Here is a 26,673-nt window from a genome sequence, read left to right on the forward strand (position 1 = left end):
TCAACCCAGCAGCGAGATGTCGGCGACGCCGAGGAACAGTCCACGCAGACGCGCGAGCAACGCATAACGGTTGGCGCGAACCTTGGCATCTTCCGCGTTGACCATCACCGCTTCGAAGAACGCATCCACCGGCTCACGCAAGGCAGCCAAGCGCGCCAGGGATTCGCTGTATTGACGCGCTGCGGCCATTGGCTGCACAGCCTGGTCCGCTTGCTGGATCGCCGAGTACAGGGAAAACTCGTTGGCGTTATCGAAGTACTTGGCCTCAACGACCGTAGGAACAGAACCTTCGACCTTGCTCAGCAAGTTCGATACGCGCTTGTTCACGGCGGCCAGCGCAGCGGCTTCCGGCAATTTGCGGAACGCCTCCACCGCTTGTACGCGCTGGTCGAAGTCCAGTGCCGAACCCGGTTTCAGGGCGCGGACCGACAAGTAAGTCCCGACGTCGACGCCTTCGTCTTCGTAACGGGCACGCAGACGGTCGAAGATGAACTCCAGCACCGAGTCGTTCAGACCGGCAGCCTTGACCTTGGCACCAAACGCATTCACGGCAAATGCCACGGCGTCGTTCAGGTCGAGGTCGAGTTTCTTGTCGATCAGGATCCGCAACACACCCAGCGCAGCGCGGCGCAGGGCATAAGGGTCTTTGCTACCGGTCGGCAGCATGCCGATGCCGAAGATGCCGACCAGCGTGTCGAGTTTGTCGGCGATGGCCACGGCCGCGCCGGTCAGGGTGGTCGGCAGTTCAGCGCCGGCACCGCGAGGCATGTACTGCTCGTTCAGCGCCAGGGCCACATCTTCCGGCTCGCCGTCGTTGAGGGCGTAGTAGTAACCGGCGACACCTTGCATCTCCGGGAACTCGCCGACCATCTCGGTCGCCAGGTCGCACTTGGACAGCAGGCCGGCACGGGAAGCCCAGGCGGCGTTGCCACCAATACGTTGAGCGATGAACGCGGCCAGTTTGGAGACGCGCTCGGCCTTGTCGTAGACGCTGCCGAGTTTTTCCTGGAACACCACGTTTTGCAGACGCTGGTTGAAGTCTTCGAGTTTCTGCTTCTTGTCTTGCTTGAAGAAGAACTCGGCGTCGGTCAGGCGTGGGCGAACCACTTTCTCGTTACCGGCGATGATCTGCTGCGGGTCTTTGCTTTCGATGTTGGCCACGGTAATGAAACGTGGCAGCAACTTGCCCTCGGCATCCAGCAGGCAGAAATACTTCTGGTTGTCCTGCATGGTGGTGATCAGCGCTTCTTGCGGCACGTCGAGGAACCGCTCCTCGAACGAGCACACCAACGGCACCGGCCATTCAACCAGCGCGGTCACTTCGTCAAGCAAGGCCGGAGGAACGATCGCCGTACCTTCCTGCATCGTTGCCAGCTCTTCGGTGCGCTTGCTGATCAGCTCGCGACGCTCGTTGGAGTCGGCCAGTACGTAAGCGGCACGCAGGTCGGCCAAGTAGTTGGCCGGCGAGGTGATGCGCACGCTTTGCGGGTGATGGAAGCGGTGACCACGGGAGTCGCGACCCGCCTTCTGGGCGAGGATCGTGCAGTCGATAACCTGATCACCGAGCAGCATCACCAGCCACTGGGTCGGGCGAACGAATTCTTCCTTGCGGGCACCCCAGCGCATGCGCTTGGGGATAGGCAGGTCGTTCAGGGAGTCTTCGACGATGGTCGGCAACAGGCTTGCGGTCGGCTTGCCGGCGATGCTTTGGCTGTAGCGCAGTTTCGCGCCGCTCTGGTCGATTTCACTCAGGTCAACGCCGCACTTCTTGGCGAAGCCCAGTGCCGCTTGCGTCGGGTTGCCTTCGGCATCGAACGCGGCCTGACGTGGCGGGCCATCGAGGTTGATGCTGCGATCCGGCTGCTGAGTCGACAGCGCGGTGATCAGCACGGCCAGACGACGCGGCGCGGCGTAGACGGTTTTGGTCTCGTAGTTCAGGCCAGCGGCTTGCAGGCCTTTGTCGATACCGGCCAGGAACGCCTCGGCCAAGGTGTTCAGGGCTTTGGGTGGCAGTTCTTCAGTGCCCAGTTCAACCAGAAAATCCAGAGCACTCATTGTGCAGCCTCCAGCTTAGCCAACACTTCATCACGCAGGTCCGGGGTCGCCATCGGGAAGCCCAGCTTGGCGCGAGCCAGCAGGTAGGCTTGCGCAACGGAACGCGCCAGGGTGCGTACTCGTAGAATGTATTGCTGACGCGCGGTCACCGAGATCGCCCGGCGCGCATCCAGCAGGTTGAAGGTGTGGGAGGCCTTCAACACCATTTCGTAGCTCGGCAACGGCAGCGGCTGGTCGAGTTCGATCAGGCGCTTGGCTTCGCTTTCGTAGAAGTCGAACAGTTCGAACAGCTTCTCGACGTTGGCGTGTTCGAAGTTGTAGGTCGACTGCTCTACTTCGTTCTGGTGGAACACGTCGCCGTAAGTGACTTTGCCGAACGGACCGTCAGCCCAGACCAGGTCGTAGACCGAGTCCACGCCTTGCAGGTACATGGCCAGTCGTTCCAGACCGTAAGTGATCTCGCCGGTCACCGGGTAGCACTCGATGCCGCCCGCTTGCTGGAAGTAAGTGAACTGTGTCACTTCCATGCCGTTGAGCCAGACTTCCCAGCCCAGACCCCAGGCGCCCAGTGTCGGCGATTCCCAGTTGTCTTCCACGAAGCGAATATCGTGGACCAACGGGTCCAGGCCGACGTGCTTGAGGGAGCCCAGGTACAGTTCCTGGAAGTTGTCCGGGTTCGGCTTCAGGACAACCTGAAACTGGTAGTAGTGCTGCAGACGGTTCGGGTTTTCGCCGTAGCGGCCGTCAGTCGGGCGACGACTGGGCTGCACATAAGCGGCGTTCCAGGTTTCCGGGCCAATGGCGCGCAGAAACGTGGCCGTGTGGAAAGTCCCGGCGCCTACTTCCATATCGTAGGGCTGAAGTACCACGCAACCTTGCTCGGCCCAGTATTGCTGGAGTGCGAGGATCAAGTCTTGGAAGGTACGCACGGCTGGCGTAGGCTGGCTCACGAAATTCACCTGTTTCTTGGGCTGCGATTTAAAGAGCGGGAGTATACCCGATTCATTGCTGCGCACGCCCCCTGGAGCCTTATGCCACGCTGCTTTTGGTGTTCCGAAGATCCGCTGTACATGGCTTATCACGATCAGGAGTGGGGCACGCCGCTACGCGATGCGCAGGGATTGTTCGAGTTGCTTTTGCTCGAAGGGTTCCAGGCCGGTCTTTCCTGGATCACTGTGCTGCGAAAACGCGAGCGTTATCGCGAGGCGCTGTTCGGCTTCGACGTACAACGCGTGGCGCAGATGAGCGACGCCGAAATCGATGAATTAATGCTCGATCCGGGCATCATCCGCAACCGCCTCAAACTCAACGCGGCCCGGCGCAATGCCCAGGCCTGGATGGCGCTGGAGGACCCGGTGGAGTTTCTCTGGTCGTTCGTTGGTGGCAAGCCTGTGATCAATCATTTCAAGGATCGCACCGAAGTCCCGGCGGTCACTCCCGTCGCCGTGGAGATGAGCAAAGGCCTGAAAAAGGCCGGTTTCACGTTCGTCGGCCCGACCATTTGCTACGCGCTGATGCAGGCCTCCGGCATGGTCATGGACCACACACAGGATTGCGATCGCTACGCGGCGTTGGCCAACGGCGGTTAGAATAGCCGCCTCGCGCACCGCATAAAATCAGGAGTGACCTGTGGATAAGTTTAAAGGCGCCTTGCTGGTAGGCGCTCTTCGGCTGTTTGCCCTGCTTCCGTGGCGGGCAGTGCAGGCCGTGGGCTCGGCCATTGGCTGGGTGATGTGGAAAACCCCTAACCGTTCCCGTGACGTGGTGCGGATCAATCTGTCCAAGTGCTTCCCGGATATGGATCCGATCGAGCGCGAGCGCCTGGTAGGCCAGAGTCTCAAAGACATCGGCAAGTCCCTGACTGAAAGCGCTTGCGCCTGGATCTGGCCGGCTCAGCGCTCTATTGATCTGGTTCGCGAAGTCGAAGGCCTCGACGTATTAAAGGACGCGCTTGCTTCCGGCAAAGGCGTGGTCGGGATCACCAGTCACCTGGGTAACTGGGAAGTGTTGAACCACTTCTATTGCAGCCAATGCAAACCGATCATTTTTTACCGCCCGCCGAAGTTGAAGGCGGTGGATGAATTGCTGCGCAAGCAACGTGTGCAACTGGGTAACAGAGTCGCCGCGTCCACCAAGGAAGGCATTCTTAGTGTGATCAAGGAAGTGCGCAAAGGTGGTGCAGTGGGCATTCCCGCTGACCCGGAACCGGCCGAGTCCGCCGGGATCTTTGTGCCGTTCTTCGCCACTCAGGCGCTGACCAGCAAGTTTGTACCGAACATGTTGGCCGGCGGCAAAGCGGTAGGGGTGTTTCTGCACGCCCTGCGTCTGCCGGACGGTTCGGGCTACAAAGTGATCCTCGAAGCTGCACCAGAAGCCATGTATAGCACTGATACTGAAACGTCCTGCGCGGCCATGAGCCGGGTCGTTGAGCGCTATGTGCGGGCGTATCCGAGTCAGTACATGTGGAGTATGAAGCGCTTCAAGAAGCGTCCGCCGGGCGAAGAGCGCTGGTATTGAATTAATTGGCATGAACTGTGGATAACTTGTAGGAGCGAGCTCGCTCGCGATGGTCTTGAGGGCGCCGCGTTTCGCCCATGCAGCATTCGTCAGCGTTCACGTTCCTCGCGAGCAAGCTCGCTCCTGCAATAAAAGGGCGCAGAAGATGTCCGAACAGCGCAAATCGTTTCGCATCAAGATCAGCCATGAAAGCATCGGCGAGTGCCTGGGCCAGACCCGCAATCTCTCGACCACGGGGGTCTATGTCAAGCATCCAGGCTTGTCATCATTACCGAAGGGCGCAGTGGTGGTGGGTCAGGTGCAGGATTTACCCACAGGCGCGCCACGGGTTCGCATGGAAGTGGTGCAGGTGGATGCTGAAGGGATTGGCTTGCGCTATCTCTAATCAGAGCGCCTGACGATCGAGCTTTTTGAGAAACACCGTCATTTCCTTCTCCGCCTGCTTGTCGCCATGGGCGCGAGCGGCTTCCAGCCCCTGTTCCCACGCCTGACGCGCGGCCGGATAGTCCGTCAGCGCTAGATGGGCCTTGCCCAACAGCTTCCAGGCGGCCGAGTACTTCGGGTCGAACTCGACGCAGCGCTGAAAATGCTCCGCCGCCTTGGCGTTTTCCCCAAGATCCAGATAACCCTTGCCCAGGCCGAAGCGCAGCAATGAGTTATCCACACCCTTGGCGAGCATTTTTTCCAGGGATTCGAGCATGGGTGGATTCCTTGTTGAGGTGGGTCAGGGGTTGATCTGTCTCAGTGAGACCGATATCGCGAGCAGGCTCGCTCCCACAGTTGATCTTCATTGAACACAGATTTCATTGTGGGAGCGAGCCTGCTCGCGAAGGGGACAGACCAGCCACCGCAGATTTAGAAGAAGCTCAACCCCACATGAAACAGCTTCTCCACATCCCGAATATGCTTTTTATCCACAAGGAACAAAATCACATGATCCCCCGCTGCGATCACCGTATCGTCATGCGCAATGATCACCTCTTCATCACGAATGATCGCGCCAATCGTGGTGCCCGGCGGCAAACCAATATGCTCGATGGCCTTGCCAATCACCTGGCTCGACTTCGCATCGCCATGGGCAATCGCCTCGATGGCTTCCGCCGCACCCCGGCGCAATGAATGCACACTGACGATATCGCCACGACGCACATGGGCCAGCAAGGTGCCGATGGTCGCCAATTGCGGGCTGATCGCGATGTCGATGTCGCCACCCTGGATCAAGTCAACGTAAGCCGGGTTGTTGATGATCGTCATCACCTTCTTGGCACCCAGGCGTTTGGCCAGCAGCGAGGACATGATGTTGGCTTCATCGTCGTTGGTCAGGGCCAGGAAGAGATCCGCATCGGCGATGTTCTCTTCCAGCAGCAAATCACGGTCCGAGGCGCTGCCCTGCAATACCACTGTGCTGTCCAGGGTGTCTGAAAGATGGCGGCAGCGCGCCGGGTTCATCTCAATGATTTTTACCTGGTAACGGCTTTCGATGGCCTCGGCCAGACGTTCACCGATCTGCCCGCCACCGGCGATGACAATGCGCTTGTAGGTTTCATCCAGGCGGCGCATTTCGCTCATCACCGCACGAATATTCTCTTTGGCCGCGATGAAAAAGACTTCGTCGTCCGCCTCGATGACTGTGTCGCCCTGAGGCAAAATCGGCCGGTCACGACGAAAAATCGCCGCGACGCGGGTTTCGACATTCGGCATGTGCTCGCGCAATTGCCGCAGTTGCTGACCGACCAGCGGCCCGCCGTAATACGCCTTCACCGCCACCAATTGCGCCTGGCCTTCGGCGAAGTCGATCACCTGCAACGCACCCGGATGCTGGATCAGGCGCTTGATGTAGTTCGTGACCACTTGTTCCGGGCTGATCAGCACGTCCACAGGTATCGCTTCGTTATCGAACAGCTCGGAACGAGTGAGGTACGCGGCTTCGCGGACCCGGGCGATTTTGGTCGGGGTGTGAAACAGCGTGTGGGCGACCTGACAGGCAACCATGTTGGTTTCGTCGCTGTTGGTCACCGCCACCAGCATGTCGGCGTCGTCCGCGCCCGCCTGACGCAGCACGGTCGGCAGCGAGCCGCGGCCCTGCACGGTGCGAATATCCAATCGATCGCCGAGGTCGCGCAGGCGTTCGCCGTCGGTGTCGACCACGGTGATGTCATTAGCTTCGCTGGCCAAATGTTCAGCCAGTGAACCGCCGACCTGCCCCGCACCGAGGATGATGATTTTCATCCAGTCACTCCATTGAAACCGTTTAACCGCGCGTGGCCGCGATCTTGATCAGCTTGGCGTAGTAGAACCCGTCGTGGCCGCCTTCTTGGGCCAGCAACTGGCGACCATGAGGCTGCTTGATGCCGGCCTGGGTGGCGAGGTCCAGTTCACGGGCGCCTGGCGTACGAGCGAGGAACGCTTCGATCACCTGCGTGTTCTCGGTCGGCAGTGTGGAGCAGGTGGCATAAAGCAGAATGCCGCCCACTTCCAGGGTTATCCACAGGGCGTCCAGCAGCTCGCCCTGAAGCACCGCCAGCGCGGCGATGTCATCGGGTTGGCGGGTCAGCTTGATGTCCGGGTGACGACGGATCACGCCGGTGGCCGAGCACGGTGCGTCCAGCAGAATGCGCTGGAACGGCTTTCCGTCCCACCAGGTCGCCGTGTCGCGGCCGTCGGCGGCGATCAGTTCGGCGCTCAGGCCCAGGCGCGCGAGGTTTTCCCGCACCCGCACCAGACGCTTGGCTTCGAGGTCCACCGCCACCACGCCGGCCAGTGCCGGTTCGGCTTCCAGGATGTGGCAGGTCTTGCCGCCCGGGGCGCAGCAGGCGTCCAGCACCCGCTGGCCCGGCGCCAGGTCGAGCAGGTCCGCGGCCAGTTGCGCCGCTTCGTCCTGCACGCTGATCCAGCCCTCGGCGAAACCCGGCAGGCTGCGCACGTCGGCAGCGGCGTCGAGGATGATGCCGTCCTGACTGTAAACACACGGCGTGGCGGCGATGCCGGCCTCGGTCAGCAACCCGAGATACGCATCGCGCGTGTGATGACGACGGTTGACCCGCAAAATCATCGGCGGATGGGCGTTGTTCGCCGCGCAAATGGCTTCCCACTGCTCAGGCCAGAACGCCTTAAGGGATTTTTGCAGCCAGCGCGGATGCGCGGTGCGCACGACCGGATCGTGCTCCAGCTCGGCCAGTAGCGCTTCGCTTTCACGCTGGGCGCGGCGCAGCACGGCGTTAAGCAACGCCTTGGCCCAGGGCTTTTTCAGCTTGTCGGCGCAACCGACGGTTTCGCCGATGGCGGCGTGGGCTGGAACCCGGGTGTAGAGCAATTGATAGAGGCCGACCAGCAGCAGCGCTTCGACATCCGCGTCCGCTGCCTTGAACGGCTTCTGTAGCAACTTGGCCGCCAGTGCCGACAGACGCGGTTGCCAACGAGCCGTGCCGAACGCCAGGTCCTGGGTGAAGCCACGATCACGGTCCTCGACCTTGTCCATTTGCGTCGGCAGAGAACTGTTGAGCGAGGCTTTTCCGTTTAGAACAGCGGCGAGTGCCTTGGCGGCGGCCAGACGTGGGTTCATTGAGCGGCCGCCGCTTGACCGAGGACGGTGCCGACGGCGAATTTCTCACGACGGCTGTTAAACAGGTCGCTGAAGTTCAGCGCTTTGCCGCCGGGCAATTGCAGGCGGGTCAGGCGCAGGGCCTGTTCGCCGCAAGCGACGATCAAACCGTCCTTGCTGGCGCTGAGGATTTCACCCGGTGCGCCCTGTCCCTCGGCGAGGCTCGCGGCCAACACCTTCAGGGCTTCGCCATTGAGCATGCTGTGGCAGATCGGCCATGGATAGAAGGCGCGAACCAGGCGCTCCAGTTCAACCGCCGGGCGATTCCAGTCGATGCGCGCTTCGTCTTTGTTCAATTTATGAGCATAGGTGGCGAGGCTGTCATCCTGCACTTCGCCTTCCAGCGTTCCCGCCGCGAGGCCGGCAATCGCTTGAATCACCGCAGGTGGGCCCATTTCGGCCAGACGGTCATGGAGGCTGCCGCCGGTGTCTTCACCGGTAATCGGCGTGGTGACTTTGAGCAACATCGGGCCGGTATCGAGGCCCAGTTCCATGCGCATCACGGTCACGCCGCTTTCGCGGTCGCCCGCTTCGACGGCACGCTGGATCGGCGCCGCACCGCGCCAGCGAGGCAGCAGCGAGGCATGGCTGTTGATGCAACCCAGGCGCGGAATATCCAGCACCACTTGTGGCAGGATCAAGCCGTAGGCGACCACCACCAGCAAGTCCGGTTTGAGCGCGGCCAGTTCAGCCTGAGCGTCTTCATTGCGCAGGGTCGGCGGCTGCAACACCGGGATATTGTTTTCCAGCGCCAACTGCTTGACCGGGCTCGGCATCAGTTTTTGCCCACGGCCTGCCGGACGGTCCGGTTGGGTGTAAACCGCGATGATCTCGTAAGGGCTGTCGAGCAGGGCCTTGAGGTGTTCAGCGGCGAATTCCGGGGTGCCGGCAAAGACGATGCGCAGTGGCTCAGTCATGGAAAACTCTCATTTACAAAGCAGTCGCAAAAGAAAAAGGCTTGCCGCAGCAAGCCTTTGAAAGGAGGGCATCAAGCGTTCTGGCGATGGAGCTTTTCCAGTTTCTTCTTGATTCGGTCGCGTTTGAGATTGGACAGGTAATCAACGAACAATTTGCCGTTGAGGTGGTCGCATTCATGCTGGATGCACACGGCGAGCAGGCCTTCGGCAATCAGCTCGTAAGATTGGCCGTCACGGTCCAGCGCCTTGATTTTGACCTTCTGAGGGCGATCGACGTTTTCGTAGAAGCCCGGCACTGAGAGGCAGCCTTCCTGATATTGCTCCATCTCGTCGGTCAGGGTTTCGAACTCGGGGTTGATGAACACCCTGGGTTCGCTGCGGTCTTCGGAGAGGTCCATCACGACGATACGTTTGTGCACGTTGACCTGGGTCGCGGCAAGACCGATGCCTGGCGCTTCATACATTGTTTCAAACATGTCATCGACCAACTGACGCACTTCGTCGTCCACTACGGCCACAGGTTTGGCGATAGTGCGCAGGCGCGAGTCGGGGAATTCGAGGATGTCTAAAATGGCCATAAGCTTATTTGCTGCACGTGTGAGGTAAAGTCGGGTCGATGGCCTGACGGGTCCGAAGAAGATGCAGGCTATCGTTGTAAAACGTAGCTCCCTTCTTTTCATAAGCAAGCCGGGAGCGAGCCACGAAGGCTCTGGCGTTTTACGCGAACGTACATAATAAAGGGATTCACCGGATGAGGAAATCACTACTCGCCTTGCTCCTTCTGGCCTCGGCCGGTTTGGCGCACGGGCAAGTGCAACTCAAGGAAGGTTTTCCACAGCAATACACCGTGGTGGCGGGGGATACACTCTGGGACATCTCGGGAAAATTCCTGCGTGAACCGTGGAAATGGCCTGAGCTCTGGCAGGCCAATCCACAGATCGAAAACCCCAATATTATCTATCCCGGCGATTCGCTGGCGCTGGTCTACGTCAACGGCCAGCCGCGTCTGACCCTCAATCGCGGCGCTTCCCGGGGGACCATCAAGCTCTCGCCACGCATCCGCAGCAGTTCGGTGGCCGACGCCATTCCCAGCATCCCGCTGCAATCGATCAACAGCTTTCTGTTGAGCAATCGCATCGTCGACAAGGTCGAGGACTTCGACAAGGCGCCTTATATCGTTGCTGGCGATGCCGAACGCGTGCTCAGCGGCCCCGGTGACCGGATTTTCGCTCGCGGCCATTTCGATCCGGACCAGCCGGTGTACGGCATCTTCCGCCAGGGCAAGGTCTACACCGATCCGCAGAGCAAGGAGTTCCTGGGCATCAATGCCGACGATATCGGTGGTGGAGAGATCGTGGCCACTGAAGGCGACGTCGCCACCCTCGCCCTGCAACGCACGACCCAGGAAGTCCGTCTCGGCGACCGCTTGTTCAGCGGCGAGGGGCGTTCGATCAACTCGACGTTCATGCCCAGCTCGCCAACAACCGAGATCAATGGAGTGATCATCGATGTGCCACGTGGGGTCACGCAGATTGGCGCGCTGGATGTCGTGACGCTGAACAAGGGCCAACGCGATGGCCTGGCCGAAGGCAATGTCCTGGTGGTGATGAAAACCGGTGAAACCGTGCGCGACCGGATCACTGGCCAGCCACTGAAAATTCCCGATGAGCGTGCCGGTTTGCTGATGGTGTTCCGCACATACGACAAACTAAGTTACGGATTGGTCCTCAATGCATCGCGCTCCTTGGCGGTGATGGACAAGGTGCGAAATCCTTAGACTGTTTCACAAGTTACCAACAGAGTTATCCACAGCTTATTCCCGTTTGAACGGGGCTCATAACGATCAAGGATGATCCATGTCGCTGCCTATTTTTACATCGGTTTCCCCTGCGGAACTGGAAGCTCGCCTGCGTTTGCATCGCCTGCCGGAACTGGGTCCTGCGCGTTTCAAAAAATTGCTGGAGGCCTTCGGCTCGGCCTCCAAAGCCATCGGCGCCCCGGCGAGTGCCTGGCGTTCGCTCGGTTTACCTTTCGCTTGCGCGCAAGCTCGACGCGCCCCTGAAGTCTGTGATGGTGCGAGCCACGCATTAGCTTGGCTAGAGCGTCCGGGCCAGCATTTACTGATGTGGGACCAGCCTGATTACCCGGCCTTGCTGGCGGAGATCAGTGATGCACCGCCGCTGTTATTCGTGGCGGGCGATCCGGGCATTCTGGAACAACCGCAGCTGGCAATGGTCGGCAGCCGCCGCGCTTCTCGGCCGGGAATGGACACCGCCGCCGCGTTTTCCCGCAGTCTGGCAGGCGCCGGTTTTGTCATTACCAGCGGTCTGGCCCTCGGCATCGACGCCGCCGCGCATCAAGCCGCTTTAGACGTGGGCGGGCGAACGGTCGGTGTACTTGGCACGGGACTTGAAAAGTTTTATCCACAGCGCAATAAACGGTTGGCGGATGCCATGATTGCGTCGGGTAGCGCGGTACTTTCGGAGTTCCCGCTGGACGCCGGTCCAACGGCCAGCAACTTCCCCCGACGCAATCGAATCATCAGCGGTTTGTCGCTCGGTGTGTTGGTGGTCGAGGCCAGTGTCGCCAGCGGGTCGTTGATCACCGCGAGGCTGGCGGCGGAGCAAGGGCGAGAGGTGTATGCGATCCCGGGCTCGATCCATCATCCCGGTGCGCGCGGTTGTCATCAGCTGATCCGTGACGGTGCGGTGCTGGTGGAAACCATCGAGCATATCCTCGAAGCGTTGCGTGGCTGGCAACGGTTGCCGATATCCGCGGAGGCGCCATCGGTGACACATCCGTTGCTCTTGCTGTTGCATGCCGCGCCCCACACCAGTGAAGCGTTGGCAATCACCAGCGGCTGGGCCTTGCCAAAAGTGCTGGTGGCGCTGACGGAGCTGGAAATGGAGGGGCGGGCGGTCTGTGAAAGCGGGCGCTGGTTTGCGCGAGTAAGCTAGGTTTTATAAGGAAGATCGGTAAACTGCGCAGAGCCTTATTCCGGAGAGTTTTTCATGGTCAACAGTTGGCGTGTGCAACAAGCCGCACGAGCCATTCGCGCAGGGGCGGTGATTGCCTATCCAACCGAAGCAGTCTGGGGCCTGGGTTGCGACCCGTGGGACGAGGAAGCGGTAGAGCGTCTGCTGCTGATTAAGGGCCGCTCTGTGGAAAAGGGCCTGATTCTGGTTGCCGACAACATTCGCCAGTTCGACTTCCTTTTCGACGATTTCCCCGAGCTTTGGATGGACCGCATGGCCAGCACCTGGCCGGGACCCAATACCTGGCTGGTGCCGCATCAGAACCAGTTGCCCCAGTGGATTACCGGCGTGCATGAAACCGTGGCGCTGCGGGTCAGCGATCACCCACAGATACGGGAACTTTGCGCATTGGTGGGACCACTGGTCTCAACGTCGGCTAATCCACAGGGCCGGCCGGCGGCGCGCACACGGATTCGTGTGGAGCAGTATTTCCGTGGGCAGGTTGATTTGGTGTTGGGCGGGAGTTTGGGTGGGCGCAAGAATCCGAGCGTGATTCGCGACCTGGCGACCGGTCACGTCATTCGCCCGGATTGAGACCGCACTGCTGCCATTCGCGAGCAGGCTCGCTCCCACAGTTATGTGTCGATCACAAATACACTGTGGGAGCGAGCCTGCTCGCGATGGCGTCCGTCAAGGCAACAAAACAGTTGAGCCGGTAGTACGACGCGCCGACAACTCGGTCTGCGCTTTCGCCGCATCAGCCAATGGATACTTGTGGCTGATGTCGACCTTCAGCTTCCCGCTGATGATCATTTCAAACAGTTCATCCGCCATGCGTTGCAGGTTTTCAGCGTTGTTGGCGTAGGTCGCCAGGGTCGGCCGGGTCACGTACAGCGATCCCTTTGCCGCCAAAATCCCCAGGTTCACCCCATCCACCGCGCCAGACGCATTGCCAAAACTCACCACCAGACCCCGCGGCGCCACGCTATCAAGCGAAGTCAGCCAAGTGTCCTTGCCAACGCCGTCGTACACCACCGGGACCTTTTTGCCGTCAGTCAATTCCAGTACGCGTTGTGCGACGTTTTCGTGGCTGTAGTCGATGGTCGCCCAAGCACCGTTGGCCTTGGCCAATGCGGCTTTCTCCGCCGAGCTGACCGTGCCGATCAACTTCACGCCCAGCGCCTTGGCCCATTGGCAGGCCAGGGAACCGACACCACCGGCAGCGGCGTGAAACAGAATGGTCTCACCACCCTTGAGTTCATACGTCTGGCGCAGCAAGTACTGCACGGTCAGGCCTTTGAGCATCACGCCGGCGGCCTGTTCGAAGCTGATCGCGTCCGGCAGGCGCACCAGATTGGCCTCTGGCAATACGTGAACTTCACTGTAGGCGCCCAATGGGCCGCTGCCGTAAGCCACGCGATCGCCGACCTTGAAGCGGGTGACGTCGCTGCCCACCGCCTCGACCACGCCCGCACCTTCCGAACCCAGGCCCGACGGCAATGCAGGCGGCGCATAGAGGCCACTGCGGTAATAGGTGTCGATGAAGTTCAGGCCAATCGCCTTGTTAGCGACGCGGACTTGCTGCGGGCCGGGCTCGGCGGGTTGGTAATCGGCATACTCGAGCACTTCGGGGCCGCCATGGGCGCGGAACTGGATACGCTTTGCCATCAGAACTCTCCTTAGATCTTAGCTTCTGGATTTGTAGCGCCAAGCGGTCTATCGGACTCCTAACCCTGATCTTCGTCAACTGCGGTGGAGCAAGGTGCAGTGTTATCCTACGCAGCAATTCGCCGCCGGCCATTGATGTGCCGCGTAGCTTCGCCCGATTCAAGGTGATGACATGACAACCCGCACCGAGGCCGTAAAAGCCTACCTGCTCGACTTGCAAGACCGGATTTGCGCTGCACTGGAAGCTGAAGACGGCGGCACGCACTTTGTCGAAGACGCCTGGGCCCGGCCTGCCGGTGGTGGCGGTCGCACGCGAGTGATCGAAAACGGCACTGTGATCGAGAAGGGCGGGGTCAACTTTTCCCACGTCTTTGGCAGCGGTCTCCCGCCGTCCGCCAGCGCTCATCGGCCGGAACTGGCCGGCCGTGGCTTCGAAGCCCTCGGCGTGTCACTGGTGATTCACCCGCACAACCCGCATGTGCCGACCTCCCACGCCAACGTGCGCTTTTTCATTGCTGAAAAAGAAGGTGAAGAACCGGTCTGGTGGTTCGGCGGTGGATTTGACCTGACACCGTATTACGGCAACATCGAGGACTGCGTGCACTGGCACCGCGTCGCGGAGCAGGCCTGCGAACCGTTCGGTCCGGACGTTTACGCTCGCTACAAAGCCTGGTGCGATAGCTACTTCCACATCAAGCATCGCCATGAACCGCGTGGCATTGGCGGTCTGTTCTTCGATGACTTGAACGAGTGGGATTTCGACACCAGCTTCGCCTTCATGCGCGCCATCGGTGACGCTTACATCGATGCGTATTTGCCGATCGTGCAGCGCCGCAAAAATGATCTGTTCACCGCCAAACAGCGGGAGTTCCAGGAATTCCGCCGTGGGCGTTACGTCGAATTCAACCTGGTCTACGACCGTGGCACGTTGTTCGGCCTGCAATCGGGCGGGCGTACCGAGTCGATTCTCATGTCCCTGCCGCCGCAAGTCCGCTGGGGCTACGACTGGAAAGCCGAGCCGGGCAGCGAAGAGGCGCGGCTGACCGAGTACTTCCTGCAAGATCGCGATTGGTTGGCCGAGGCCTGAACGAGGAATTCTGATGGACCGTTACGTTGTATTCGGTAACCCGATTGGCCACAGCAAGTCGCCGCTGATCCATCGCCTGTTCGCCGAGCAGACGGCTCAGCAACTGGACTACAGCACTTCGCTGGCGCCGCTCGATGATTTTTCCGACTTTGCCCGGGAGTTTTTCCTCGAAGGTCGCGGGGCGAACGTAACGGTGCCATTCAAGGAAGACGCCTTTCGCCTGGCCGACAGTCTGACAGAACGTGCGCAGCGGGCCGGCGCGGTGAACACCCTGAGCAAACTCGTTGACGGCACTCTACTGGGCGACAACACCGATGGCGCGGGGTTGGTTCGGGACCTGACCGTCAACGCCGGTTTCAGCCTCAAGGGCAAACGCATCCTGTTGCTCGGTGCCGGTGGTGCCGTGCGTGGTGCGCTTGAGCCACTGCTGGCCGAACAGCCGGCCTCGGTCATCATCGCCAACCGCACGGTGGAAAAAGCCGAGCTGCTGGCGGAGCTGTTCGCCGATCTGGGGCCGGTATCGGCCAGTGGTTTTGATTGGCTGCAAGAGTCGGTGGACCTGATCATCAATGCGACGTCGGCCAGCCTGACAGGCGATGTCCCGCCGATTGCCAGCAGCCTGATCGAACCGGGCAAGACGGTTTGTTACGACATGATGTACGGCAAGGAGCCGACGTCATTCTGCCGCTGGGCCACTGAACATGGCGCGGCAGTGTCGATGGATGGCTTGGGGATGCTCGCTGAGCAAGCGGCAGAAGCCTTCTTCCTGTGGCGCGGTGTGCGCCCGGACACCGCGCCGGTACTGGCCGAACTGCGCCGGCAGTTGGCCCTGTAATCAATGTGGGAGCGAGCCTGCTCGCGATAACGGCAGTACATCCAGCATTGATGTACCAGAACAACCGCTATCGCGAGCAGGCTCGCTCCCACAAGGGATCACCGCGATGGTGGATCAATCCTCGAAACGGATCGGGCATTTCTCCACCCCTTCCAGCTTCCTCAACTCCTCCACCACCGGCGACCTCGCCCCGCGCAAGGTCAGGCTGCGATTCTGCTGAAGCAGTCGCCGGGCTTCCTGATGCAACATTTCCACCCCCGAATAATCGATGAAGTTGATCTGTTGCGCCTCGATCACCACGCGCGCGCCGTGCATCCGTTGCAGGCGCACTTGCAGGTAATGGCTGGCACCGAAAAAAATCGAGCCGCCGACCCGCAGGATGTCTTCATCCCCTTCGCGCCAATGCTGTACCCGTGGTTGCGAGGTGCGCTTGAGGTAGAAGAACAACGACACCAGAACGCCAGCATAAATGGCCGTCTGCAACTCCAGCAGCAACGTTGCAACGCAGGTCAGCGCCATGACCAGGAACTCGGAGTGGCTGACCCGCCACAACGCACGAATGCCGCGATGATCCACCAACCCCCATGCAATCAACAAAATGCTGCCAGCCATGGCCGGAATCGGAATGTGGGCGATCAAGCTCGCGCCGAAGATGGCGAAAAGTCCCACCCACAACGCCGAAAAAACGCCGGCCAAAGGCGAGCAGGCACCCGCTTCGTAGCTCAGGCCCGAGCGAGTGAAGGAACCGGCGGATAGCGAGCCGGAAAAAAATGCACCGACCATGTTCGATAAACCCTGGGCGCGGACTTCCTGATTCGCGTCGAGCAACTGCTGCGAGCGGGCCGATAACGAGCGAGCAATCGACAGGCTGGTGACCAGACCGAGCATACCGACCGCCACCGCGCTGGGCAGCAGACGAAGTATCAGATCCAGGTCCAACGGCAATGGGCTGAAAGGTGGCAGGCGCCCGACAAACGTACTGACCAACTTCACGTGGCCGAACATTGATGGCCAGAGCCAGACCAGCAATCCGCTCAGTGCCAGGGTGATCAATAGCGTCGGCCAACGACGCAACAGCAGTTTCAGTATGAAGCCCACGACGACCGTCGCCAGGCCCAGCACCCATGAAGGCTTATCCACTTCACCCAGATGACTGAACAGCGTCATCAAGCTGTTCAGCGCCGTTGCCTGGCTGGGCAAGTCCAGCCCCAGCAGGTTTGGCAGTTGGCCGATGGCAATCACCACCGCCGCACCGAGGGTGAAGCCCAGCACCACCGAGTGAGAAACGAAATTGACCAAGGCGCCAAAACGCAGCAAACCCAACAGCCACTGGAAAATGCCGGCGAGAAGCGTCAGCAACAAGATCAGTGTGATGTAGTCCTGTGACGCGGGGACGGCCAGAGGACTGACGCTGGCAAACAGGACAATGGAGATTGCTGCCGTCGGACCACAGATCAAATGCCATGACGAACCCCAGAGGCAGGCGATCAACACCGGGATGATGGCGGCGTACAAGCCATATTCCGGTGGGAGGCCGGCGATCAAGGCGTAGGCAATGGATTGCGGCAACGCGAGAATCGCGCCGCTGAGGCCGACGATCAGATCACGCCCGACACTGGCGCGGGTCTGCCGGGGCAGCCAGCTAAGGAAGGGGAAGAGCGAATGGCGGCTGGGGAAGGCCATGGGTCCTCTCAGTGAGTGACTACTAACGCGTCAGGGTGGTGTGTCAGAGGTGACGGCGCAAGCTCAAAAAACATCGCGAGCAGGCTCGCTCCCACAGGGTAATACAGGCACCTGTGGGAGCGAGCCTGCTCGCGAAGGCGTCCTCGGACCTTACAACTTGGCTTTGACCGCCGGCAACGCGTCCTTGCCATCCGCAGTCTTCACGCCATCCAGCCATTTATCCAGCACCGCCGGGTTGGCCTTGATCCACGCCTTGGCAGCATCAGCATTGCTGACTTTCTTGTTCACCACCTCGGCCATGATGCTGTTCTCCATTTCCTGAGTGAAATTCAGGTTGGTGAGCAGTTTGCCAACGTTTGGACAGGCTTGCGCGTAGCCCTTACGCGTCAGGGTGTGAACGCTGCCGGTATCGCCAAAGTACTTCTCGCCACCCTTCAGGTAGTGCATTTTCAGCTGCACGTTCATGGGGTGCGGTGTCCAGCCGAGGAAGGTCACGAACTTCTGTTTCTTCACGGCGCGGGATACTTCCGCCAGCATCGCCTGCTCACTGGATTCGACGAGTTTCCACTGACCCATGTCGAAGTCGTTTTTCTTGATAATCTCTTGCAGCGAAATGTTCGCCGGAGCACCGGAGCCGATGCCGTAGATCTTTCGGTCGAACTTGTCGGCGAATTTGTTCAAGTCGGAAAAGTTATGCACACCCGCGTCCCAGACGTAGTCCGGAACAGCGAGGGTGAATTCGGTGCCGTCGAGGTTCTTCGCCAGTTGAGTGACGTCGCCCGTGGCCACGAACTTGTCGTAGAAGCCCTGTTGCGCCGGCATCCAGTTACCCAAAAACACGTCGACCTGGCCGTCCTTCAGACCGCCAAAGGTGATCGGCACCGCGAGGGTGTCGACTTTGGCCTTATAGCCCATGCCGTCCAGCAGAAACCCGGTGATGGCGTTGGTCGCGGCGATGTCGCTCCAGCCAGGGTCAGCCATTTTCACCGTCTCGCAGCTCTGATCGGCATACGCCGATGCACTGCCCAGAGCCAGGAGCCCGACCGTCAGTACTGTGGATAACTTTTGCATGGACTTCCCCTTAACATTATTGGTTTTGGCAGGGTTGTGGATAACGTGCTTTGCGCTCCAGATCGTCGAGGTCGATGTGGTTACGCATGTACTGCTGGCTGGCGTCGACCAGCGGCTGGTGATCCCAGCTCTTCAACTTGCCGATAGTTAGCGCATCGGCGACGAAACGCCGGCGCCTCTGACTGGCAAGCACTTGGTGGTGAATCGCCGGGATATCCCATTTAGCCCGAGCTTCAGCGAGAAAATCGTCGAACAGCTGCCGATATTGGGGCGATTTGCTGAGTTCTTCCTGTTCGCGCGGGTCGTTTTGCAGGTCGAAGAGCAGGCAAGGGTCGTCTTCGCTGTAGATGAATTTATAGGCGCCGCGGCGAATCATCATCAGCGGACTGATGGTGCCTTCGGCCATGTATTCGCCGAAGACCTCGTCGTGACCGCCCTGCCCTTTCAGGTGCGAAACCAGTGAGCGACCGTCCAGCGGCAGACCCGGCTCCAGCGATCCTCCGGCCAGCTCCACGAACGTAGGCAGCAAATCGGCAGTCGACACCGCTGCGCTGACCCGGCCAGCCCCGAACTGCCCCGGGGCACTGATCAACAGCGGAACGCGGGCGGCCATTTCGAACCAATGCATTTTGTACCAAAGCCCGCGTTCACCGAGCATGTCGCCGTGGTCACCGGAGAACACGATGATGGTGTCGTCGATCAGCCCTGTTTCCTCAAGCGTTTGCAGGAGTTTGCCGACGTTGCTATCGATATAGCTGCACGCGCCGAAATATGCACGGCGCGCATCGCGAATCTTATCCACAGGCAGCGGCTTGTCCCACAGGTCGTAAACCTTGAGCAAACGCTGAGAGTGCGGGTCGAGTTCAGCCTGCGTCGGCGTGTCGGGCAGCGGGATGTCGGCATCGTCGTACAGGTCCCAGAAAGCCTTGGGGATGGTGTACGGGTCGTGGGGGTGAGTCATCGAAACGGTCAGGCAGAAGGGTTGATCGCCATCCTCGCGGATGTGATCGAACAGGTATTGCTGGGCCTTGAACACCACTTCTTCGTCAAAATCCAGTTGATTGGTGCGCACGCACGGTCCGGCCTGCAATACCGACGACATGTTGTGATACCAGGTCGGACGTACGTCCGGTTCATCCCAGTTCACGGCCCAGCCGTAGTCGGCCGGGTAAATGTCACTGGTCAGGCGTTCTTCGTAACCGTGCAGCTGGTCCGGACCGCAGAAGTGCATCTTGCCCGACAAGGCTGTGCGGTAACCGAGACGACGCAGGTAGTGGGCATAGGTCGGTACATCGGCGGGGAAATCGGCCGCGTTATCGTAGGCGCCAATCTTGCTCGGCAGCTGACCGCTGACCAGGGTAAAACGCGACGGCGCGCAGAGTGGGCTATTGCAATAAGCAGCGTCGAACACCACGCCTTCGGCGGCGAGGCGGCTGAGATTCGGCAGTTTAACAGGCGAAGGGCCGTAGAACGGCAACATTGGCGCGGCCATCTGATCGGCCATGATGAAAAGAATATTCTTGCGCTTCATGTGATCGCGGCATTCCATAGTGAATATTTATGCGAGAGTGCTGCAATCGAGCATGGAGTCCATGCTCTCTCCGGTAAAGCCCATGCCAGGCAATGACTAGGATAAGCACAGCTTATGTATGACGCCCTTGGTGATTTATCTCTGGATTTGCTTCGCGCTTTTGAAGCGGCGGCTCGTCAGCGCAGCTTTACCGCTGCTGCAGTGGAGCTCGGCACCACGCAACCGGCCATCAGTCAGCAGATCAAGCGGCTCGAAGAACAGCTCGCTACGCGACTGTTCGACCGCATTTACCGCGGTATTGAATTGACCGAGACCGGGACGATTCTTTATGAGCAGGTTCAGCTCGGTTTGCAGAATATCGATGCAGGATTGAGCGCAATCAGTGCGCAACAGCAACACGAGGTGTTGCAGGTCGCCACCGATTTCGCCTTCGCCGCGTATTGGCTGATGCCACGTTTGCATCGCTTTCATGCCGCCAATCCTCAAGTCGACGTCAGCCTGGTCACCAGCGAACGCAGCCTCAACATGCTGCGCACCGATATCGATGTGGCAGTACTGTTTGGTGACGGTCGGTTTAAACAGGGCGAAAGCCATTGGCTATTCAGCGAAGAAGTGTTCCCGGTTTGCAGTCCACTGTTGCTGAAGGACCGTCCCCTGCCCTTGCCGGCCCGGTCGCTACTGGAATTTCCGCTGCTGCACCTGCGCGGTGAAAACAGCAGTAACTGGTTCGACTGGAGTGGCGTGTTTCGTGAGCTGGGGATTACTTCAGCGCCCGTGCCGGGGCAATTGCGCTTTGATAATTACACCTTGTTGATTCAAGCAGCGATCGGCGGGCAAGGCGTGGCCATCGGCTGGCGGCACCTTGTGGATAACTTGCTGGAGCAGGGTTTGTTGTGTCGACCGATTGCTGAAACGGTGATCTCCCGACTGGGCTATTACGTGGTCCTGCCCCAGCGCAAACGGCGCGGGGCTTTGATTCAACAGTTTGTGGAATGGTTGATGGCGGAGCAGGCCAGCAGTGCGCAATCGCTGAACGGTCTGCCGTTACCGTCGATTGCTGTGTGAAAGCGATCTTTTTACTACTCTGACGTCGCAACGAAATTCACATGCTCACCGACGTGCAGGTTCAGGCGCAGCTCATCGGCGACCCCCACCGCCACTCGATTCAAACGCTGAAGCGGTTCGACCAGGCCTGGCTCCAGGCTGCTGCTGACCCGGCTGAAATGTTCAATGGTCAGTCCCGGCACGCTGTGCGGTGCATTCACCAGCGTCCAATGCAGGGTGCTGCTTTGCAGGGCTTCACGGATCTCCTCGGCGGCGTGGCGTTGCAACTGATCCTCTATTTCCGGATCGTCCAGCACGTCGAAATCGCCCACCAGAAACAGCCGGGTAATGCCTGCCGCTTGCATGCCATCGATCAGTGCATCCACGGCCAGCACTTGCTCGACCGGCCCCGGCACGATGGTTTTTTCCACATGCTCACTGTCGAACGGCAACCCGGGCGCGTCTAACAGGCAAATAACCGCCGAACAGCCCGCGACACTTTGCTTTACGCGCTGGGCATTGAACAAATCGCCGGTCTTGGCCCGCAACCCCGGGCGCGGCGCGAGCACTGTCAGGTCATCGAGAATGGCGATGACTTCATGTTGGCGCCGCAGCATTTCAGCCATTAGCGCGCTGCCCAAGCTACTCATGGCACCATAAAGCACCACTTTCACCACCGGGGTTTCGGCATTTTTCATGGCGGGGCTCCATACTTTCCTACGTCTATGACGTGTGACCTGTAGGGATCGGTGAGGGTTCGATCAGGTTTTAGAGGGATTCCAGATGCAAGAGATCAAGGGGTATCACGCCCATGTCTATTTTAACGCCAGCACCCTCTCCCAGGCACGAGCCTTGTGTGAGCGGGCTGCACAACTGTTCCCGTTGAAGATGGGCCGCGTTCACGAACGTCCGGTCGGCCCGCACCCGGACTGGAGCTGCCAACTGGCATTCGGACCTGAACTGATTGGCGAAGTGCTGCCGTGGCTGGCGCTCAATCGCAAGGGGTTGGTGGTATTCCTGCACCCGGACACCGGTGACGACCTGCTCGACCACACCGAACATGCAATCTGGATGGGCGCGATTCGGCCGCTGGACCTGTCTATTTTTTGACCAGAGCCTTTCTTCGGCTCCGCCCGGAAAGTGTCCGCAATGGCAGCCGCCTGTATGAACTTCGTCCAATTTTTCCGCCTGCCCCGTCATCAGGGACTTTGAGACCGTCCGACGACCGGTTGCACTTGCGGTCAATGCTTTCACCGGCGAAAGCTGGCTGAAAGCTTGCGCGATTAGGATCGCCCCCACTTCCGGCAACAGACCGGTTGGCCAAGCGAGTGTTTGATGGCTCGCACGGCCCATTTAACAACAACAATGGTGATCCTGATGTCCTTTGCTACCCGCCGCTTCGCTGTCACTCCGCCCGTAAGCCTCGTGCTCCCCGTTTTGCGCTGACCCACCCGGTTCGCCCATTTCCCTAGCCGCGCTACGCCTGGAGTTTTCCCATGCTGACTTTCCTTGGCTTTGCCATGGTCATCACGTTCATGTTCCTGATCATGACCAAGCGCCTGTCCGCGCTGATCGCCCTGATCATCATTCCAATCATCTTCGCCCTGTTCGGCGGCTTTGCGCCGAAGATCGGACCGATGATGCTCGAAGGCATCACCAAGCTCGCACCGACCGGTGTGATGCTGATGTTCGCCATTCTGTATTTCGCCCTGATGATTGACTCCGGCCTGTTCGACCCGGCCGTGCGCAAGATCCTCAAACTGGTCAAGGGTGACCCGCTGAAAGTTTCGGTCGGCACCGCCGTACTGGCGCTCGTCGTCTCCCTCGATGGTGACGGCGCGACCACTTATATGATCTGCGTGGCCGCCATGCTGCCGCTCTACAGCCGCATCGGCATGAGCCCACGGATCATGGCCGGTCTGATCATCCTCGCCGGTGGTGTGATGAACATGACGCCCTGGGGCGGCCCGACGGCCCGTGCGGCCAGTGCGCTGCATGTGGACCCCTCAGACATCTTCGTGCCGATGATTCCTGCGATGCTGGCCGGCGTGATGGCGATCCTGGCGATTGCCTACTTTTACGGTAAACGCGAGCGTGCTCGTCTGGGTGAATTGCACCTGGCCGGCGATGAAATCGACCACAGCGAAATCAGCGTTTCGCAGTTCCCTGACGCCCGCCGTCCGAAACTGATCTGGTTCAACGGCGCGCTGACCCTGGCGCTGATGTGCACCCTGATTGCGGGGCTGTTGCCGCTGCCTGTGCTGTTCATGGTGGCGTTCAGTATCGCGATGATCGTCAACTATCCTTGCCTGCAACAGCAGAAGGATCGCGTTGCGGCCCACGCAGGCAGCGTGCTGGCGGTGGTCGGTTTGATTTTCGCGGCGGGTATCTTCACCGGCATCCTGTCGGGCACTGGCATGGTCGACGCGATGTCGAAAAGCCTGCTGGCCGTCATTCCGGATTTCCTCGGCCCATACCTGGCCGTGATCACCGCGCTGGTGAGCATGCCGTTCACGTTCTTCATGTCGAACGACGCATTTTATTACGGTGTGTTGCCGGTGCTTGCCGAAGCCGCCAGTCATTACGGTATAACCGCGGTGGAAATGGCACGTGCCTCGATCGTTGGTCAGCCCGTCCATTTGTTGAGCCCGCTGGTACCGTCGACCTATTTGTTGGTGGCCCTGGCCGGTATCGAATTCGGTGACCACCAGCGTTTTACCCTGAAATGGGCGGTGCTGGTGTGTATGTGCATACTGGTTGCCGCATTGCTGATGGGGATTTTTCCGCTGTTCAGCACGCTATAAGCCCAAGACTCACCATGGCGGGTCCAAGGCTTTGCTGTTTGAAGCCGGGGCGCTTCGTGGTTTAACACATCCTCAAAGGAATACACATGGAATGGCTGACCAACCCTGAAATCTGGGTTGCCTTCTTTACCCTGACCGCCCTGGAAATCGTTCTGGGTATCGATAACATCATCATGATTTCGATCCTGGTCAGCCGCATGCCCAAGCACATGCAGGCACGCACCCGGATTTTCGGCCTGGCACTGGCCATGGTCACACGGATTCTGTTGTTGCTGTCGATCACCTGGGTCATGCGCCTCACGGCCGATCTGTTCGTTGTATTCGGGCAGGGTATTTCCGGGCGTGACCTGATCCTGTTCTTTGGTGGCCTGTTCCTGCTCTGGAAGAGCTCGCAAGAGATGTATCACGCGCTGGAAGGTGAAGATGAAGCCGCCGACGAGCCGACCGGCAAGGGCGGCAACTTCCTCTACACCATCATTCAGATCGCGATCATCGACATCGTGTTTTCACTGGACTCGGTCATCACCGCCGTGGGCATGGTGTCGTACGTACCGGTCATGGTCGCGGCGATCATCGTTGCGGTGCTGGTGATGATGTGGGCTTCTGGCACCATCAGCGCGTTCATCGACAAGCACCCGTCGCTGAAGATGCTGGCGCTCTCGTTCCTGTTGGTCGTCGGTACCGTATTGATTGCCGAATCCTTCGACGTGCACGTGCCAAAAGGCTACGTCTACTTCGCCATGGCGTTCTCCCTGGCGGTTGAAGCGATCAACATCAAGATGCGCACAGCGATCGCGAAAAAGAAGAAACAGCAAGATCCGGTGAAACTGCGCAAGGACATTCCAGGGCAATAATCCCGGGTCTTCCTGAACACGCAAAACCTGTGGGAGCGAGCCTGCTCGCGATAGCGGTCTGTCAGTCAACATCAATGTTGAATCTGAGGGCCTCATCGCGAGCAGGCTCGCTCCCACATTTGTTTTTGCGTGGCTGACGGGCCTGTTTTCATAACGGTTTTGTTTCAATCGCTTCTTTAGCTGTGCGATGCTGGCGCGCAGACCGTTAGCCAACTACAGCTTAAGTAGCTTAAGTACAGAACGTAGAAAAAGCGCGGCACCGTAACTTGCCCCTTTGGGGCGCTACCACTACAGGGGGCCAGTATGCTCACCCTGCTCAATTTGTTATCTGCCGTGGCCTTGTTGATCTGGGGCACGCACATCGTCCGAACCGGCATCCTGCGGGTCTACGGTTCCAACCTGCGCCATGTCATTGGCCAGAATATGTCCAAGCGCTGGCTGGCGTTCATTGCGGGGATCGTCGTGACCGCGATGGTCCAGAGCAGCAACGCGACGGCCATGCTCGTGACCTCTTTTGTCGGTCAGGGCTTGATGGCGTTGACCCCGGCCCTGGCAACCATGCTGGGGGCTGACGTCGGTACAGCGTTGATGGCCAGGGTCCTGACGTTCGATTTGTCATGGTTGTCGCCGCTGTTGATCTTCCTCGGGGTGATTTTCTTCCTGTCCCGCAAGCAAACCCGACTTGGGCAGATGGGCCGGGTCAGCATCGGCCTGGGGCTGATCATTCTGGCGCTGCAACTGATCGTCGAAGCCGCCGCGCCGATCACCCACGCCCAAGGGGTCAAAGTGATCTTCGCGTCGCTGACCGGCGACATTCTGCTCGATGCCTTGGTCGGTGCGCTGTTCGCGATGATTTCCTACTCCAGCCTGGCCGCCGTTCTGCTGACCGCGACCCTGGCCGGCGCCAGTGTGATCAGCTTGCCTGTCGCCATCGGCCTGGTGATCGGCGCTAACATCGGCAGCGGTATTCTTGCGTTCATGAGTACCAGCATGCAGAACGCTGCGGGTCGACAGGTTGCATTGGGCAGCCTGCTGTACAAGCTGATTGGCCTGTTGCTGATCATTCCGGTACTCGACCTGTTGGTGCACTGGATCGATAGCCTCGATTTCAGCCCTCAGGAAATGGTCATCGGCTTCCACCTGCTCTACAACACGGCACGTTGCCTGATCCTGCTGCCCAGCGTCAGGCTGATGGCCAGGCTGTGTGCCTGGTTGCTGCCGGATCGCCCGGAAATCAATGGTATGGCCAAGCCCCGGCACCTTGATCCGACGGCGCTGGACACGCCCAGCCTGGCACTGGCCAACGCCGCGCGGGAGACCCTGCGCATGGGCGACCTGATCGACAACATGCTCGAAGCCATGCTCGACGTGCTGCGAGGTAAACAGACTGCCGTCACCCAGGAAGTGCGCCGTTTGACCGACGATGTCGAGGCTCTCTACAGCGCCATCAAACTGTACCTGGCGCAAATGCCCCGGGAAGACCTCAGCGATCAGGACAGCCGGCGCTGGGCGGAAATCATCGAACTGGCGATTAATCTCAAACTCGCCAGCGACCTGATCGAACGCATGCTGCGCAAGGTTCAGCAGCAGAAAACGTCGCAGCGCCGATCTTTTTCCGAGGTCGGTCTGGAAGAGTTGGCGGGGCTGCACAGTCAGTTGATTTCCAACCTGCGCCTGGGGTTGTCAGTGTTCCTCAGCGCCGACAAGGAAAGCGCCCGCCTGTTGCTGCGTGAAAAACGTCGCTTTCGCGCACAGGAACGCCGCCTGGCCCATGCTCACGTCAGCCGGTTGCAACGTAAGATCGTGCAAAGTATCGAGACCAGCTCGTTGCACCTGGAGTTGATCGCGGATATGAAGCGTCTTAATTCGCTGTTCTGCAGCAGCGCTTATGTGGTGCTGGAAACATCCGATACCGGCGCACTGGCTGCCGACGATTTGGCTGACATCACACATTCGCCTTGAACGTCTGGCAGAGTGGTCAGTCAGTTACAGTGGTTCAGCCTGAAGGCCTCTTCGCTAATTGTGGGAGCG

At 59.7% G+C, this 26,673-nt stretch carries 25 protein-coding genes; 13 read left to right on the plus strand and 12 right to left on the minus strand.

The window, feature by feature from the left end:
• Nucleotides 1-2,055: a glycine--tRNA ligase subunit beta gene (gene glyS / locus AC1MDT_RS22070; protein WP_480418932.1), complete on the minus strand. Its 2,055-nt coding sequence runs from the start codon at nt 2,053-2,055 to the stop codon at nt 1-3.
• On the minus strand, nt 2,052-3,005 hold the full coding sequence (glyQ, locus tag AC1MDT_RS22075) for a glycine--tRNA ligase subunit alpha (protein ID WP_003213601.1): 954 nt from the start codon (nt 3,003-3,005) through the stop codon (nt 2,052-2,054). The genes glyS and glyQ overlap by 4 nt, the downstream gene beginning before the upstream one ends.
• Before the next feature lie 81 nt (nt 3,006-3,086).
• On the opposite strand from glyQ, the gene tag reads away from it, so the two are divergent.
• The 3 genes from tag to AC1MDT_RS22090 all read left to right on the plus strand — a co-directional run bounded on the left by tag (nt 3,087) and on the right by AC1MDT_RS22090 (nt 4,957).
• A complete protein-coding gene (gene tag / locus AC1MDT_RS22080; protein ID WP_480418933.1) occupies nt 3,087-3,644 on the plus strand; it encodes a DNA-3-methyladenine glycosylase I in 558 nt (185 codons plus the stop codon).
• Between the two features lie 40 nt (nt 3,645-3,684).
• Nucleotides 3,685-4,572: a lysophospholipid acyltransferase gene (locus AC1MDT_RS22085; RefSeq protein ID WP_480418934.1), complete on the plus strand. Its 888-nt coding sequence runs from the start codon at nt 3,685-3,687 to the stop codon at nt 4,570-4,572.
• A 145-nt stretch (nt 4,573-4,717) separates the two neighbouring features.
• Nucleotides 4,718-4,957: a PilZ domain-containing protein gene (locus tag AC1MDT_RS22090; protein WP_480418935.1), complete on the plus strand. Its 240-nt coding sequence runs from the start codon at nt 4,718-4,720 to the stop codon at nt 4,955-4,957.
• On the opposite strand, the gene AC1MDT_RS22095 is transcribed toward AC1MDT_RS22090, so the two are convergent.
• From AC1MDT_RS22095 to def, 5 genes are all read right to left on the minus strand, one after another.
• Nucleotides 4,958-5,272 (minus strand): tetratricopeptide repeat protein, encoded by a 315-nt coding sequence (locus AC1MDT_RS22095; protein ID WP_480418936.1) that lies wholly within the window; start codon nt 5,270-5,272, stop codon nt 4,958-4,960.
• Nucleotides 5,273-5,427: 155 nt separating this feature from the next.
• Nucleotides 5,428-6,801 carry a Trk system potassium transporter TrkA gene (trkA, locus tag AC1MDT_RS22100; protein WP_480418937.1) on the minus strand — a complete coding sequence of 458 codons (1,374 nt, stop codon included), beginning with the start codon at nt 6,799-6,801 and terminating at the stop codon, nt 5,428-5,430.
• 22 nt (nt 6,802-6,823) lie between these two features.
• On the minus strand, nt 6,824-8,134 hold the full coding sequence (rsmB, locus tag AC1MDT_RS22105) for a 16S rRNA (cytosine(967)-C(5))-methyltransferase RsmB (RefSeq protein WP_480418938.1): 1,311 nt from the start codon (nt 8,132-8,134) through the stop codon (nt 6,824-6,826).
• On the minus strand, nt 8,131-9,090 hold the full coding sequence (gene fmt, locus AC1MDT_RS22110) for a methionyl-tRNA formyltransferase (protein WP_480418939.1): 960 nt from the start codon (nt 9,088-9,090) through the stop codon (nt 8,131-8,133). Before fmt ends, rsmB begins: the two co-directional genes overlap by 4 nt.
• Before the next feature lie 71 nt (nt 9,091-9,161).
• Nucleotides 9,162-9,668, minus strand: coding sequence for a peptide deformylase (gene def, locus AC1MDT_RS22115; protein ID WP_480418940.1), 507 nt, complete (start codon nt 9,666-9,668; stop codon nt 9,162-9,164).
• 173 nt (nt 9,669-9,841) lie between these two features.
• On the opposite strand from def, the gene AC1MDT_RS22120 reads away from it, so the two are divergent.
• From AC1MDT_RS22120 to tsaC, 3 genes are all read left to right on the plus strand, one after another.
• The gene (locus AC1MDT_RS22120) at nt 9,842-10,867 is read left to right on the plus strand and encodes a LysM peptidoglycan-binding domain-containing protein (RefSeq protein WP_480418941.1); all 1,026 of its coding nucleotides are present in this window, start codon (nt 9,842-9,844) and stop codon (nt 10,865-10,867) included.
• A 79-nt stretch (nt 10,868-10,946) separates the two neighbouring features.
• Entirely contained in the window at nt 10,947-12,047 is a 1,101-nt protein-coding gene (gene dprA, locus AC1MDT_RS22125) for a DNA-processing protein DprA (protein WP_480418942.1), read from the plus strand.
• A gap of 54 nt (nt 12,048-12,101) precedes the next feature.
• Nucleotides 12,102-12,659, plus strand: a complete 558-nt coding sequence (tsaC, locus tag AC1MDT_RS22130; protein WP_480418944.1) for an L-threonylcarbamoyladenylate synthase type 1 TsaC — start codon at nt 12,102-12,104, stop codon at nt 12,657-12,659.
• Nucleotides 12,660-12,755: 96 nt separating this feature from the next.
• Here the strand turns inward: tsaC and AC1MDT_RS22135 are convergent, their stop codons facing one another.
• On the minus strand, nt 12,756-13,733 hold the full coding sequence (locus AC1MDT_RS22135) for an NADPH:quinone reductase (RefSeq protein WP_480418945.1): 978 nt from the start codon (nt 13,731-13,733) through the stop codon (nt 12,756-12,758).
• Between the two features lie 172 nt (nt 13,734-13,905).
• On the opposite strand from AC1MDT_RS22135, the gene hemF reads away from it, so the two are divergent.
• Together hemF and aroE are read left to right on the plus strand one after the other, a co-directional pair.
• A complete protein-coding gene (gene hemF, locus AC1MDT_RS22140; RefSeq protein WP_480418946.1) occupies nt 13,906-14,820 on the plus strand; it encodes an oxygen-dependent coproporphyrinogen oxidase in 915 nt (304 codons plus the stop codon).
• A gap of 13 nt (nt 14,821-14,833) precedes the next feature.
• Nucleotides 14,834-15,655: a shikimate dehydrogenase gene (gene aroE, locus AC1MDT_RS22145; RefSeq protein WP_480418947.1), complete on the plus strand. Its 822-nt coding sequence runs from the start codon at nt 14,834-14,836 to the stop codon at nt 15,653-15,655.
• Nucleotides 15,656-15,769: 114 nt separating this feature from the next.
• Here aroE and AC1MDT_RS22150 read toward each other — a convergent pair whose 3' ends face one another.
• The 3 genes from AC1MDT_RS22150 to betC all read right to left on the minus strand — a co-directional run bounded on the left by AC1MDT_RS22150 (nt 15,770) and on the right by betC (nt 19,940).
• Nucleotides 15,770-17,338: a SulP family inorganic anion transporter gene (locus tag AC1MDT_RS22150; protein ID WP_480418948.1), complete on the minus strand. Its 1,569-nt coding sequence runs from the start codon at nt 17,336-17,338 to the stop codon at nt 15,770-15,772.
• Between the two features lie 150 nt (nt 17,339-17,488).
• Complete coding sequence (choX, locus tag AC1MDT_RS22155) at nt 17,489-18,409, minus strand: choline ABC transporter substrate-binding protein (RefSeq protein WP_480418949.1); 921 nt, start codon at nt 18,407-18,409, stop codon at nt 17,489-17,491.
• 16 nt (nt 18,410-18,425) lie between these two features.
• Nucleotides 18,426-19,940, minus strand: coding sequence for a choline-sulfatase (betC, locus tag AC1MDT_RS22160; protein ID WP_480418950.1), 1,515 nt, complete (start codon nt 19,938-19,940; stop codon nt 18,426-18,428).
• Nucleotides 19,941-20,054: 114 nt separating this feature from the next.
• Here betC and AC1MDT_RS22165 point away from each other — a divergent pair, with 114 nt between their 5' ends.
• A complete protein-coding gene (locus AC1MDT_RS22165) occupies nt 20,055-21,005 on the plus strand; it encodes a choline sulfate utilization transcriptional regulator (protein ID WP_480418951.1) in 951 nt (316 codons plus the stop codon).
• Between the two features lie 14 nt (nt 21,006-21,019).
• On the opposite strand, the gene AC1MDT_RS22170 is transcribed toward AC1MDT_RS22165, so the two are convergent.
• Nucleotides 21,020-21,682 (minus strand): NAD(P)-dependent oxidoreductase, encoded by a 663-nt coding sequence (locus AC1MDT_RS22170; RefSeq protein ID WP_480418952.1) that lies wholly within the window; start codon nt 21,680-21,682, stop codon nt 21,020-21,022.
• Nucleotides 21,683-21,767: 85 nt separating this feature from the next.
• Here AC1MDT_RS22170 and AC1MDT_RS22175 point away from each other — a divergent pair, with 85 nt between their 5' ends.
• The 4 genes from AC1MDT_RS22175 to AC1MDT_RS22190 all read left to right on the plus strand — a co-directional run bounded on the left by AC1MDT_RS22175 (nt 21,768) and on the right by AC1MDT_RS22190 (nt 26,604).
• Complete coding sequence (locus AC1MDT_RS22175) at nt 21,768-22,094, plus strand: DOPA 4,5-dioxygenase family protein (protein WP_414909790.1); 327 nt, start codon at nt 21,768-21,770, stop codon at nt 22,092-22,094.
• A gap of 386 nt (nt 22,095-22,480) precedes the next feature.
• Nucleotides 22,481-23,788 (plus strand): CitMHS family transporter, encoded by a 1,308-nt coding sequence (locus AC1MDT_RS22180; RefSeq protein ID WP_480418953.1) that lies wholly within the window; start codon nt 22,481-22,483, stop codon nt 23,786-23,788.
• Nucleotides 23,789-23,874: 86 nt separating this feature from the next.
• A complete protein-coding gene (locus AC1MDT_RS22185; RefSeq protein ID WP_480418954.1) occupies nt 23,875-24,642 on the plus strand; it encodes a TerC family protein in 768 nt (255 codons plus the stop codon).
• 303 nt (nt 24,643-24,945) lie between these two features.
• Entirely contained in the window at nt 24,946-26,604 is a 1,659-nt protein-coding gene (locus AC1MDT_RS22190) for a Na/Pi cotransporter family protein (RefSeq protein ID WP_480418955.1), read from the plus strand.
• The last annotated feature ends 69 nt before the right edge of the window (nt 26,605-26,673 follow it).

It is taken from the genome of Pseudomonas sp. ASL7, assembly GCF_056680375.1.